This is a genomic window from Bacillus sp. FSL K6-1218, from assembly GCF_038006445.1.
In the GTDB taxonomy this organism is placed as follows: domain Bacteria; phylum Bacillota; class Bacilli; order Bacillales; family Bacillaceae_G; genus Bacillus_A; species Bacillus_A thuringiensis_S.
Genome location: NZ_JBBOVE010000001.1, coordinates 683,964 through 697,547, shown reverse-complemented (window position 1 = coordinate 697,547; position 13,584 = coordinate 683,964). Strand labels below are relative to the sequence as shown.

The following is a 13,584-nucleotide window of genomic DNA, read 5'->3' as shown; positions in this document are numbered from 1 at the left end:
TCACGGTATTTTTACAATCTTTTAATATTTTTTATGTTTTCCGTCTTTATTTTTACAGAAAAATAAATTACATTATTAAAGCACATATATTTATTATTAGGGGGATTCTTCTATGAAGAATAAAAAATGGATTACATTTTCTTTAGCAACAGCAATTACACTAAGTATAGGGACCTCGTTCATACCGTCTACTTATGCCGAAAGCTCTGTAGACCCAGCTCCTGAAATTGCTGCAAAAGTTGTAAATCAAAACAATGGGAAGAAAGTATTATTTGATAATACACACGGTCAAACTGCTGGGACAGCTGACTGGGTTATTGACGGCGGCTTTTCTGACTTCGGAAACGGCATTGCAAAAAACGGATATCACGTAAAAGAACTTCGCAAATCAACACCTATTACGTACGAAGACTTAAATGGCTACAATGTATTTATCGTTCCAGAAGCTAATATTCCTTACAAAAAATCTGAGCAGGACGCTATGTTACAATATGTAAAAAATGGTGGTAGTATCTTCTTTATTGCTGATCATTACAATGCAGATCGTAATAAAAATCGCTGGGACTCTTCTGAAGTATTTAATGGATATAGACGCGGCGCTTGGGATAATCCAGCAAAAGGAATGTCTAATGAAGAAGCAAATTCACAAGCTATGCAAGGAGTAGAAAGCTCTGATTGGCTCTCTGACAACTTCGGTATTCGCTTCCGCTACAATGCACTTGGTGATGTTTCAGCGAAAACAATTGTATCGCCTGAACAATCTTTCGGAATTACAAAAGGTGTTTCGTCTGTAGCAATGCATGCTGGTTCTACTCTGGCAATTACAAATCCAAAACTAGCAAAAGGACTTGTTTACCTTCCAGAAAATCCATCAAAATGGAATAACGCTGTTGATAGTGGCGTTTATAATGGCGGTGGTATTGCAGAAGGCCCATATACTGCAATTGCAAAAGTAGGACTTGGAAAAGCTGCCTTTATTGGTGACTCTTCTCCTGTTGAAGATGCTACGCCAAAGTACGTTCGTGAAGATTCTGGCCAAACAAAGAAAACTTACGATGGTTATAAAGAAGAAAACGATGCGATTTTATTAGAAAACATCGTAAATTGGTTATCAAATAAAGAGACATTTACAAGTTTAGATCAAGTAAATGGTTTACAACTTGATTCACCTACAGCTCTACAAACATTTGAAAAGCCAAGCTTATCAACAGAACCACAACCTGAACCTTGGAGTGCACCAAATGCAGGTTATCAATGGTTTAATACAAATACTTTTAAACCAGGTTCATACGGTTATAACGGTGCGGTAACAACAAGCGACTACGTCGTTACACACCCTAGCATTCTACCAAACAATGAAATTTTCCAAATGAAGATTCAAGTAAACAACTTACTACCTAATACAACATATAACAACTATTCTTTAGGTATCTTCACTACTGGAGGAACACAAGTGGCTAAAGTACAAAATGCAAACGGCACTTGGCCATCTGCTTTTGGATATAGTAGTGCATTCTCTTTCACAACAAACAGCTTAGGCTCTGCTGAGAAAGTTGTAAATGTACAGATTGATTCAAATACAACTGGACAAGCAACGCTTCGTCTACGCCAAAATACAACAACGAAATATAATGAAACTGTAACAATTAATAAGAAATAATAAAAAAGGCAATCCATACATGGATTGCCTTCTTCTCACTTCTCTTCCTTCGAGAAAAACATTCTTGAAATAACGATACCTATACTACCGACGATTAGGAATAACACTGCCCTAATCATCATCGATACCTCTGGTAAGTCAAGTAAGAATAACTTCCCTACAGTTACGACTAAAACGACTAAACCAGCATATAATATTTCATTCATATTTCTATTTCTTCCAAACCAAACCGCAAATAATGCATATACCATCCATAATAACGATACTGATACACTAATTACGCTTCCATCTGTAGATAAAACTTCACCGATTCTCGTAATTGTAATAAATACAATTATCATAAACCAATAGAGCACTATAGAATACATATATTTGCCGAAGCTCGCTAACACTTCTTTCGCTTGTCTCATGCAATAATAGAATGTTCCTATTAAAATAAGATGAGCAACAAAGCCTGCCGAAATAAATTGATCAAACGGGCTAAAAATAGTCTGTATCATTCCAATTGCGTAAACCGTCGCACTAACATACAATTTTATCTGTTGTTTTCCTTTAATAGAAGTAACCATACCGAGGAAACCTTGTAATAATAGTACGATCGCTGCATTCACTAAACTATACTCATATAAAATTGCTAAACTAAATGCTCCCATTGCAAAACCAAATAAGAGATTTGTAAATGTAGAATGTCTATTTTTCCTATATTCAAATACGAACATAGCGGCATGCACGAGTGCACTAATAATTAATCCCCATGTTGTAAAATCAGGTATTTTTGAAATAGCTAGTATAAAGAACACTGCATTCGCACTAAATATCGCCAAACGTGGTTCTAGTATAAAACTTCTCTCCGTAAACATATGCCAAAATAATAGTAAATGAATCAAACCATATACAATCGTTAACTGTATTTGCAAGTTCTCTACTAACATTGACATAACAGCAAAGAAAACGAAAAGGACAATGGCAGCAACAGCGTAAGAAATCATATATAAGTATTTATAACGATTTTTCAACGCATACCATAATAAACTAAGTGTTAATACTGTCTCATATCCAAAGAAAATATAAGGATTAGGAGTCGTACTATTTAACAAGAATGGTACGAAGAACGCTCCGACCGCTACGAAAATAGTGAGATATTCCGATTGATATCTTTTCGCTAAATAAATACCTAAAATAACCCATGCAATATTACAGAGAAACGCGACACTTGCCGGAATAAATCCATATAAATAATGTGCTGCAAACGTTGTTAGAACAATCCCGGTAATACTTCCTCCAGCTAATACTAATCCTAACGCTTGCCGCTCTCTTTTAATTTGAATATCTCCTATATAATACAACCCGATAGATAATGCGATACCAAACACAATTCGTATCGCTGGTGTTAATAAACCAGCATCTACCCCTGCTTTAAATAACCAGATCACTCCAAGCAACATAATACCGACAAATACACGTGGTAACCACGTTTGACAAAACTTAATAATATTAAATGGCTCTGATTTAAAAGCAGATATATCTACTTGTTTTACCTCACGTTCTTGCAAAGACTCTTTTATCTTAACTATTTCTTCTTTTGGCTTTTCCTCCATTACCGTTTCAATATATTCTTTCTTATCCTTACTAACATGTTGCTGAGCGTTTTCTACTTCTATTTCCCTTTGCTTCACCTTTAATTCAGCAAGTGCTTCTTGAATCATTTCAATTGCCGTTTCGAGTGCTTCTGTTTTCTTATCCAAATCCTTCTTCATATGCTACCCCCTCATTCGTAACTTTCATTAAACCTATATATTACCAATTATCTTTATCATACTCTTAGTCTATTCATTTTCAATAGTATTTTTCCAAAAAAAGAAAGGTGTCTTCCCAAAATAGGAAAACACCTTTTTACTCATTTATTCTTATTTAAAGCAATGCTAACGATGAAACCAAGACACATGCCTACAATAGCTGGAACAATCCATCCAACACCTTCTGTATAAAACGGAATGTATTTTAATACCGACGTCCACTGATTCATCATTACATTTTTATTGAAAATATCGATTGCACTAAATATTGCTACAATCCAAACAGTTACTGCATATACGTATGCATACTTCCCAATATAATTATGGAATAACCCTAGAATAATAAGCGTTAATGCAATTGGATAAATAAATCCAAGAGTTGGTACTGATACTTTTAAAATTTGCGTTAATCCTAAATTAGCTAAGATCATACTAACAACGCTTACTATAAATGCCCACACTTTATAAGATACTTTCGGAAATGCACTCGCAAAAAATTGACTACAAGACGTAACAAGTCCAATTGAAACACATAAACATGCGATAGTAAAAATAAGACCTAATAAAACGACTCCGCCCTGCCCAAATAATGTAGTCATAACTTGCGCTAACACGTTCGCCCCATTATCAAATGTACCTAACGAACCGCTAATTGAACCAACATATCCAAGGATGACATAAATAATAGATAATAATAGTCCTGCACCAATTCCAGCAATACTCATATATTTCGCTAAACCTTTATCATCTTCAACACCTTTTGCACGAAGAGCATTTGCAATAACAATCCCAAAAATTAAAGCGGCTAGCGCATCCATCGTTAAATATCCATCTAAAAAGCCTTGGAACATAGGAGCTTGTCCATAGTTTCCAGCAGCCTCTTTCACACTGCCAACTGATGTAAATATACTCTTTATAAAAATAAGGGCAATCATACCTAATAATAACGGTGTTAAAACTTTTCCGAACAACCCCATTAATTTAGACGGTGATAAACTTAACCAGTACACAATACTAAAGAAAATAACCGTGTAACATAATAAAACTACACTTCCCGACTCTGTGAAGAACTGACCTGGTCCCATTTCAAAAGCTAAACTTCCTGCACGTGGTATACCAAGACCTGGTCCAATAAATAAATACACGATACATGGGAAAATAATGGCGAATGAAGAATGAACCCTACCCGCTAACGTTTGAAAGCTTCCCGCTTTCGCAATAGCGATAACACCCAATATAGGAAGACCTGTTGCTGATATAATAAATCCTATTAATGAAATCCACACATGTTCTCCTGCTTCATACCCAAGGAAAGGTGGGAATATAAGATTCCCCGCTCCAAAGAACATCGAGAATAACATAAGGCTAATCAGTAAAATTTCTTTTTTCTGTAACAATTTCATTTGTTTCTCCTTCTTTAATTTCATCTTTTATGAAATCAATTTCACATATAAAAAAGTGCAATAATCCGCTTCCTAACAAAGAAAACATAGTCCATAGTCTAACATAAAAGAAACACCCATTCTATAGCTATCCCTCTTTTCCAATTTCTTCTGAAAAATCAACCTTTATTGACTTATAATAGTTAATAAGGTAAAATATTAAATGTACAAAATTATTAACTTTGTTTTTGTTTGTGTCAGGAGGAAAATAACATGGAATCAACGATACAACTAGAAAGAGAACAACAAAGAAAAAAGAAACATCCTCCAGGTTTATACTTACTCTTCTTTACAGAAATGTGGGAAAGATTTAGTTACTATGGATTACGAGGATTATTAACATTATATTTAACGACAGCTTTAGTAAGCGGTGGTCTTGGGTTTAGTCCCGCATGGGCACTCTCTATTTACGGATTTTATACTGGAGCCTGTTATTTCACACCAATGATTGGTGGATACTTAACAGACCGTTTTCTAGGTAGAAGAAAAGCGATCACAATTGGTGGTATAACAATGGCAATCGGTAACCTTACACTATTTGCCTTGCAAAACCAATTAGGCCTATACCTCGGATTAGCGCTTATTATTATCGGTAACGGATTCTTCAAACCGAACATCTCTACACTGGTTGGAGAATTATACGAAGAGAACGATCCAAAACGTGATAGTGCATTTACCATTTTCTATATGGGTATTAACGTCGGGTCATTTTTAGCTCCACTCGTTTGCGGATTTTTATCAGAAAATTTATTCAAAACAACAGTTGATGGCGTTGTACATTACGGATTCCGTTACGGTTTCTTAGCCGCTTCAATCGGAATGATTATTGGACAAATTTTATTTACAACATTATCAAATCGCTTCCTTGGTGATATCGGTAAAAAACCAACTCGCGATTTACAAACAACAGATGGACAACCATCAGTAGGAGATACACCGTTAACAAAAAAAGAAAAACAGCGTACCGCAGTTATCGTCATTTTAACATGCTTCGTTGTCTTCTTCTGGGCTGGCTTTGAACAAGCTGGTAGCTCGTTAACATTATATACAAACAAATTTGTAGACCGCTCTGTGTTCGGATGGGAAGTTCCAACATCTTGGTTCCAATCGGTCAATCCATTATTTATTATTTTACTTGCTCCAGTCATTTCTGCATTATGGGCAAAACTTGCAACTCGCAAGCGCGGTGATTTAAAAATCCCAACTAAAATGGGACTTGGTATGATCTTGCTTGGTATCGGTTATATCATTCTCGTTATCGCTACATTAAAAACAGGTAGTGATGAACATAACATTACAGAAAAAGCAAACTTACTATTTATCGTCTTTACGTATCTTTTCCATACGTTAGGTGAGCTATTCTTATCACCTGTCGGACTATCGATGGTCAGTGCGCTTGCTCCGGTAAAATTAGCATCTTTACTAATGGGTGTATGGCTAGCAAGTTCAGGTATCGCCAACATTTTAGGCGGACAACTTGCAAGCTTCACAACCTCACTTGGATACGCTGAGGTATTCACTGTTATTGGCGCTGTGGCAATTGTATTAGGTTGTGTTTTATTATTAATTTCTAAGAAATTAGTGAAATGGATGGATTAAAAAAGATGAGGAATTTCTCCTCATCTTTTTTATGCCGTTTTACCTTTTTCTATTGCTTGTTCGTACAGCTCTTTATGTTCTTTATATTCACTTGGTACGAAACTCTTATAGAAGAATGAGAACCAGCTGTCTCCCTTTTTATACCCTTCTTCTCGAATTTCCGCTGCTTTTTTATTCGATTTAAATCCTTCAGTAAACCATTTCTTTAACAATTCATTTCTTTCATACTTAGCAGGAACTTTTAAATCATAGTTTTCAAATGCATACTTATAGCCAGCCTTTTCTACTGCCTTTTTTGTAGACTTATAGCCTTTTTCATACGCTGTTTCATATGCCTTCACGTATACTTCTTTCTCTCTATTTCCAGGATTCTTTTCAGCTAGTTCTTTCCCTGTCTTTCCCCCTAACTCAGCTTGCTCTTTTTCAATTTTTTCTGTTCTTTCTTTATTCCCTACTTTGAATCCGTCTGCAAAGTTTACCTTAAACTCTGGAGCAACTTGACTATCGTCCATCGTCTCTTGTGCTAAACCTTGTTCTTTTCCTTTTTCAAAATGCGTTTTCTTCTGCTCTTCTAAAGACCATGCGGCTGCATAATTCGCTTTAAACGCTTGTTTATATGCATCAGATTTTCCAGCTACGTGCACTTCTGCATCATTTTTTCCTGCTTTAAAATCAGTTTCTCCATTCTTTTGACCTTCAAGTTGACCTTTTTCCATATCAGCTTGGTGCTGCGCTTCCTCTTGCTTACGTGCCTCTTCAGCTTTTCTTTGTTCTTCGGCTACACGTTGTCTCTCTTCTTCAGCTTTACGCTGTGCTTCTGCATTACGTTGTTTTTCAGCCTCAGCGTTGCGCTGTGCTTCTGCAGCACGTTTTTTTTCAGCCTCAGTATTGCGCTGTGCTTCTCCTTGTCTCTCAGCTTCTACAGCACTATTATTATTCTGGCTAGGAGCTGGGCTCGTTGCACCACTACTAGAAGCTGGTTTATTGTGATAATGATATTCCCCGTACTGTAATCCCCATTTCTCACAATTTGTACGACACGTATGTCCGCCATTAGCATCTGTACGCCCTGGATGCGCATAAGCTGAAATTGGAGCTACCAATAACGCTATACTCGTTGTTAAAAGAAGCTTCTTCACCTGTTGTCTCACTCTTGTTCCTCCTAAAATATAGAATTCTAACTTTATTATACATAAATAGAAGAATATTTAAATACAAACCAAAATATTCTATTATTTCTCAACATTAGTAAAAAAGAAGGTGAACTCTTTAAAGAGTTCACCTTCTTTTTTACTTCTTCGCCTTCGTTCCTACTAAATCACCAGCAACAACATAACGCTTAGAATTATCCTTTACAGATACACATGTAATAAGCGTTATCTCATCTTTCCCATGATCCTCTACAACTTCCCACTTATCAGGAGTTACTTCAGATACACCAGTAACCGCATACTCATATTCATTTTCATTGTCATACAAATAAATTTTATCGCCTTTTTTCAAAGAAGCTATATCACTAAATAAAACACCTTTTTTAGACATATTATGTCCTGCTAATGCGTAATTTCCTTTTCCCATAACTTGATTTTCTTTTACTGTCGCTGCACCTGATAATAAGTTTTTTTCAGTAGAAGCTTTTAAAACAGGCAGTTCTACTGAAACACTTGGAATCGAAATACGACCAATTACTTGTTTCTTATCTAATGATGCATTCGCTACTTCCGCCAAGTCTGGTTGATTAATTTTGGAAGCATCTACAAATTCCGTCTCATGCTTTTCATAATCCATCTTTTGAACAGCCTGCACATTTTCAGTCTGTTTCTTTTCAGCCTGATATCCATCATAAAATGGCTTTCCAATTAATACGCCACCTACAACAAATAGCAGAATTGCTACTATACTATAAATTCTTTGCTTATTCATACACAGTTCCTTTCCCTTACAAAATCTTACTCTATATAAAATGATAAAATAATATCGCTATATGTACAAGTATTAGCTGAAAAGAAACCTTCTTGCCGGTGCAAGAAGGTTTCTTTTTAAGCTAATTTATTTCTGTATAGTGATACGTGAAAGATCGTCATCTGAATAAAGAAGATACTAAATGCAATATATATCGGATATGCAGGAACATATAGAATAACAATTGGAGAAAGAGTTAAAAAACCAACTGCACAAGGCAACACATACCATAATGACATAAATGTAGTACGACAAGCCTTTTCTGTAATTGCCTTTTCACGCTCATCTTCTTGAGGAAATAATAGTGGAAACATCCAATACGAGAGCTCTTTATATTTTTTCTTTTGAATTTTATAAATAACAGTCGATACAATACCAAATGTTAAAAGTAACCCGAACGGTATTAAACTTATTGAAACTTCGAATGGTACTCTCTTCGTTTGAATAAAATTAGCGACTTCAATAGTAAAATAATATAACTCAATAAAAGCCCAACCTGCTAATACCATTAAAAGTACATTTAGCATATAGGAAAATACGAGTCTATTCATCCTCTTCCCCCTCCTTATTTAAAACAAACACGTCTTCCATCTTTAACTGGAACACATCACAAATCGTAAGTGCTAATAACAATGAAGGAACGTAATCCCCTTTTTCAATTGCAGCAATTGTTTGTCTCGTTACTCCAACCTTTTCTGCTAATACACTTTGCGTAAAATTAAAACGAGCTCTTAATTCTTTTACTCTGTTTAAAATGGTCAAATTTACCACCTCTCACCATTATTGTATGCTACCCTTAACAAAATGTAAACTCAACTTAACATTAATATTATAAAAAAATCCAACTCTACGTATTGTAAAGTTGGATTACTTGTTAGTTTAAAATTGTAACTTTAACTGTTCTTCTGCCCCAGCTACTTGATGAACCTTTATCTGGCATTAAAACATCAATTCTATGCCCTTTAATAGCCCCACCAGTATCGGCTGCAATTGCTACTCCATAACCTTCAACATTTACAGTCTTACCTAATGGAATAACATTTGGATCTACAGCAATTAATTTCATTCCTGGGTTTGCAGTTAAGTTATAGTGTCCCCATGCAGAAAATACTTGTTGACCTGGTGCATAACCATTTTCCGCTGGATCAGCTGTATAAGCTGTAGCTTCTACATAAATTTCTTTCCCACCAGCAGTTGGCTTAGAAGATGGTTCAGGTTGTGCAGTTTTTGTAGGTTCTACCTTCGAATTATTATTAGCAACTGGTTCAGCTGGTTTATTAGCTTTTTCTTGTTTTTGCTTTTCAGCAATTTCTGCTTGTGCTTTCGCTAAAGCTTCTTGCTCTGCTTTTGCAGCCGCTTCTGCTTTTGCACGCTCTTCCGCTGCGATTCTTGCTGCTTCTTGCTCACGAGCAATCGTTTCTTGTACTGCCTTCATATTTGACTCAATTTTAGCTTTCTCTTCCGCAGCTAAATTAAGTTGACTTGCAACCTGATTATATTTAGCTTGAACTACTTGTAAGTTATCTTGACGTTTTTTCAAGTTATCTTGCAGTTCAGCTTGTGCTTTTGCTAATTTTTGTTTGTCTACTACTAAAGATGCTTCTTTTTCGTCAATTGTTTTCTTATCTTCTTCAATTTGACGAAGATCTTGTTCTTGTAGACGTAAAATTTCTTTATCAGCTTCTAGAATAGTAGAAACTGCATTCATACGTTGTAAGAAGTCTGCAAAGTTTTTTGACTCTACCACAACTTCTACTACTAAACTTGTATTTGAACTGTTTTGAACAGAAACCATACGTTTTCTCATAATATCTTTACGAGCAAGGACTTTATCCTCTAAAACGACAATTTCTTGCTTTTTTTGCTCAATCTGCTTATGTGTTTCATCGATTTTACGTTGAATAGCAGCTTGATCCTCTTTATTTTTTGCAATTGTATTATTTAAATTATGTAGTTCGTTTTCGATACCTTTAATTTCTTTACTAACAGCTTGCTTCTCTTGCTCTTTCTTTTGCATTTCTGCATCGTTTTGTTGCAATTGCTGTTGCATGTTGTTAAGTTTCTCGTCGTTTGACTCTGCTTTTACAGCGACTGTACTAGAAAGAACGATAATTCCTGCTAATACTAGACTACTGATTCGCTTAAAATAGTTCATAATCCGACTCCCTTCTTATACAGTTATACATGATTTATTTTACAGTTTGTTTACAAAACGATTAAATACAGTTTATTTTTCGTGACGAAAAAACGAAAATTATGAATAAAATGTAATAGATTCTTAAATATTTAACAATTCCTATATTTAAAAAATACAAAAGATGCTAAAATCCAAATATAGAGAAAATATAACTTTTGAAGGCGGTTGAAATAAATATATGTTTACTCAAAAGAAATCACTCCAACATACAATTGCTCAATTAGAAGAGCGTATACAAGAATTAGAAGCAGAATTGAAACAAAAAGATATTGAAAAACAAGAGACTATTTCTACTATCCACGATCGTGTACAAAGCGTTGTACAAGAGCATCAACTTGTAAATAACCAACACAATACACTCCAAAATTTAGTTCAACAATTAAGTTCATGTTTCGAAAATGTTTCAACACGTACGACACATTCCAATGAGTTAAATAATGAAATGTTGCAAAAGGAACAAAGCTTAATTCAGTCTATTTCAGAAATTATTGACTGCTCTAATGAAGGAAAAGAATCCGTTCACCGCTTACTTATTGTAATTAATAAATTAGGTGAACAATCTCAACGCACGTCTAATAGTATGAATCATCTAAGCGAACGCTCAAAAGAAATCGAGCAAATTGTAGAAGTCATTCAAAACATTGCAGCACAAACAAATTTACTTGCTTTAAATGCGAGTATTGAAGCCGCACGTGCTGGAGAGCACGGTAAAGGATTCGCTGTCGTTGCCAATGAAGTAAGAAAACTAGCGGAAAGTACAGCAGAAAGCACAAAAAACATCGGCAACTTAACGAAAAAAATTCAAGAAGAAATTGAAAAAGCATACGATAATACAAAAGATAATTTACATTTAGTCGATGAAGGTGTAGAAATGAGCGCCGATACAAACGCTAGAATTGAAAATATTTTAGTTATGATTCAAACGTTACAAAATGGCGCTACAAATGTTATTAAGGCTATTGAAAACCAAAAGTCTTGTAATGATGACATATTACGAGAATTCGCTAACACACAACAAATGTTCCAAAAATTAAATACTACTATTATGAATCATATTCATGATGCTGAAAAAGTCGATGTTCAATTGTCTAAAAGTCTTCAAGAAACAGTAACTTCTTAATTAAAAATAAAAATCCCTTATACTGCTATAAGGGATTTTTATTTTATTTCGAATATTTATTCCTTTTCAATATTCATCCATATCTTTGTTATAATGGAAAAGTTGTTTCTTTCAACTAATAAACAAGGAGGTTATTATGGAACAATTTTACTACGTTTTAAAATATTTAATTCTCGGTCTGTTCCAAGGACTAACAGAACCAATTCCGATTTCTTCAAGTGGTCACCTCGTTTTAGCACAACATTTGCTAGGACTAAAAATAGAAGGATTTAGCTTCGAACTACTTGTTAATTCAGCTTCATTATTAGCTGTATTACTTATTTATAGAAATGATTTAATTCGTCTAACGAAGAATGGTCTCTCTTATATATTTACAAGAGCAGAAGACGCAAAATCAGATTTCTTCTTTATTATTTATCTTGTTATTGCAACCATTCCAGCAGGTGTTATTGGTGTTTTATTTAAAGATTACATCGATCAGTACTTAAAAGGTGTGAAGATGGTTGGGATTTCTCTTCTTATTACTGCTGTCGGCCTTTGGATTATTAGAAATTTACGCGGTCGTAAAAATGATGGCGACCTTTCTATGAAAGATGCAATCATCGTCGGATTAGCACAAGCTTGCGCACTGATTCCCGGAATAAGCCGATCTGGTGCCACAATCGTAGCAGCAATGTTACTTGGGATGAAGCAAGAAACAGCTCTTCGCTTCTCATTCTTACTATACATTCCTGTTAGCTTAGGTGGCTTATTGTTAAGCATTACAGACATTGCAAATGATCCAAATCTAGACACATTATTCGTACCATATGTCGTTGCATTCATCGCAACATTTATCATGACGTATATTTCACTAAAATGGTTTATGAACATTATGGCAAAAGGAAATTTAAAATATTTCTCTTTCTATTGTATTATCGTAGGTGTACTTACTCTTATTTTCTTATAAAATGAAACTTACAAATTGAAAGCGAGTCATTCTATTACACTAGATGACTCGCTTTTTTATACCTTTATTAAGTTAAAATCTATCGTTTACTTTGAATTTTCTGAATAGTATGATATCATTTAAGTTCACTATTATAGTAATTCTATCTTTCCTACTATTATCGTAAAAGAGGTGTTTATATGTTTATAGTTACTAAACTCATTCACATGAAGTACGAATATGAAAATGAGCTACTTTATGGGCTTAAACAATATTATCCTTCCCCCGGAACGAACGGTTGTATTAACATAGAGTTTTCACCTGTTCATCATACAAATGATAAGGCAGAATATATGATTCGTATGTTATGGAAAACACAACAAGATTACCATACATGGCTTTCTCAAAGAGAAAACAATGAAACTTTGAAGCAAAAAATACAAGGCTATATCCTTTCTTCCAAATCAAATGCTACCTATGTGCATTAACCCTTCTTTTTTTATTCCTTACGAGGGGGAAAATGATAAAGTGAAACTTTAATCAGCCCTCGTCAATCGGGCTGTTCACAAATAACAAGATAAGGACCCTCTTACTTTTCATACTGTAAGAGGGCTTCTCTTATGCATACACTTTCTTTTCTTGACAATACAAACGAATAACATGTTTATTTTGTTGAAATACATCATGCGTCAGACGAATAATAATAAAGTTTCTTTTTGTTTGATCATCATGAACAAAAATCTGTTCTCCCTCCTGAAAACGCCATGCACTTTCAAAAGTCGTAATATGATCCCCACTTACAGAAAAAAGTTCATATCGCATCTCTTGTACCCTCTCTCAACTTACATAATCATAATATCCTTATATTAAATTTATTATA

The 13,584-nt window shown here is 34.6% G+C and carries 13 protein-coding genes; 5 read left to right on the top strand and 8 right to left on the bottom strand.

Annotated features, from left to right (window positions below; translation table 11 throughout):
* Positions 1-112 precede the first annotated feature (112 nt).
* Positions 113-1,660, top strand: coding sequence for a hypothetical protein (locus MHI26_RS03510; protein ID WP_061668134.1), 1,548 nt, complete (start codon positions 113-115; stop codon positions 1,658-1,660).
* 35 nt (positions 1,661-1,695) lie between these two features.
* Here MHI26_RS03510 and MHI26_RS03505 read toward each other — a convergent pair whose 3' ends face one another.
* Both MHI26_RS03505 and brnQ1 read right to left on the bottom strand, forming a co-directional pair.
* Complete coding sequence (locus MHI26_RS03505; RefSeq protein WP_061668133.1) at positions 1,696-3,417, bottom strand: DUF2339 domain-containing protein; 1,722 nt, start codon at positions 3,415-3,417, stop codon at positions 1,696-1,698.
* A 140-nt stretch (positions 3,418-3,557) separates the two neighbouring features.
* Positions 3,558-4,859: a branched-chain amino acid transport system II carrier protein BrnQ1 gene (gene brnQ1 / locus MHI26_RS03500; protein WP_000771652.1), complete on the bottom strand. Its 1,302-nt coding sequence runs from the start codon at positions 4,857-4,859 to the stop codon at positions 3,558-3,560.
* Between the two features lie 252 nt (positions 4,860-5,111).
* On the opposite strand from brnQ1, the gene MHI26_RS03495 reads away from it, so the two are divergent.
* Entirely contained in the window at positions 5,112-6,497 is a 1,386-nt protein-coding gene (locus MHI26_RS03495; protein WP_000446272.1) for a peptide MFS transporter, read from the top strand.
* A 29-nt stretch (positions 6,498-6,526) separates the two neighbouring features.
* Here the strand turns inward: MHI26_RS03495 and MHI26_RS03490 are convergent, their stop codons facing one another.
* The 5 genes from MHI26_RS03490 to MHI26_RS03470 form a co-directional block, all read right to left on the bottom strand.
* Entirely contained in the window at positions 6,527-7,648 is a 1,122-nt protein-coding gene (locus tag MHI26_RS03490) for a YHYH domain-containing protein (RefSeq protein ID WP_061668132.1), read from the bottom strand.
* Between the two features lie 139 nt (positions 7,649-7,787).
* Complete coding sequence (locus MHI26_RS03485; RefSeq protein ID WP_001041724.1) at positions 7,788-8,420, bottom strand: class A sortase; 633 nt, start codon at positions 8,418-8,420, stop codon at positions 7,788-7,790.
* A gap of 116 nt (positions 8,421-8,536) precedes the next feature.
* Positions 8,537-9,010 carry a hypothetical protein gene (locus MHI26_RS03480; RefSeq protein WP_001081106.1) on the bottom strand — a complete coding sequence of 158 codons (474 nt, stop codon included), beginning with the start codon at positions 9,008-9,010 and terminating at the stop codon, positions 8,537-8,539.
* On the bottom strand, positions 9,003-9,221 hold the full coding sequence (locus MHI26_RS03475) for a helix-turn-helix transcriptional regulator (protein ID WP_000154019.1): 219 nt from the start codon (positions 9,219-9,221) through the stop codon (positions 9,003-9,005). The genes MHI26_RS03480 and MHI26_RS03475 overlap by 8 nt, the downstream gene beginning before the upstream one ends.
* A 112-nt stretch (positions 9,222-9,333) precedes the next feature.
* Positions 9,334-10,614: a 3D domain-containing protein gene (locus MHI26_RS03470; RefSeq protein ID WP_061668131.1), complete on the bottom strand. Its 1,281-nt coding sequence runs from the start codon at positions 10,612-10,614 to the stop codon at positions 9,334-9,336.
* Positions 10,615-10,834: 220 nt separating this feature from the next.
* On the opposite strand from MHI26_RS03470, the gene MHI26_RS03465 reads away from it, so the two are divergent.
* From MHI26_RS03465 to MHI26_RS03455, 3 genes are all read left to right on the top strand, one after another.
* Positions 10,835-11,776 carry a methyl-accepting chemotaxis protein gene (locus MHI26_RS03465; RefSeq protein WP_000495034.1) on the top strand — a complete coding sequence of 314 codons (942 nt, stop codon included), beginning with the start codon at positions 10,835-10,837 and terminating at the stop codon, positions 11,774-11,776.
* Positions 11,777-11,912: 136 nt separating this feature from the next.
* Positions 11,913-12,725 carry an undecaprenyl-diphosphate phosphatase gene (locus tag MHI26_RS03460; RefSeq protein ID WP_000434794.1) on the top strand — a complete coding sequence of 271 codons (813 nt, stop codon included), beginning with the start codon at positions 11,913-11,915 and terminating at the stop codon, positions 12,723-12,725.
* 179 nt (positions 12,726-12,904) lie between these two features.
* Positions 12,905-13,192, top strand: coding sequence for a hypothetical protein (locus MHI26_RS03455; protein ID WP_000471254.1), 288 nt, complete (start codon positions 12,905-12,907; stop codon positions 13,190-13,192).
* Positions 13,193-13,322: 130 nt separating this feature from the next.
* On the opposite strand, the gene MHI26_RS03450 is transcribed toward MHI26_RS03455, so the two are convergent.
* Entirely contained in the window at positions 13,323-13,526 is a 204-nt protein-coding gene (locus MHI26_RS03450) for a hypothetical protein (protein WP_001268332.1), read from the bottom strand.
* Between the last annotated feature and the right edge of the window lie 58 nt (positions 13,527-13,584).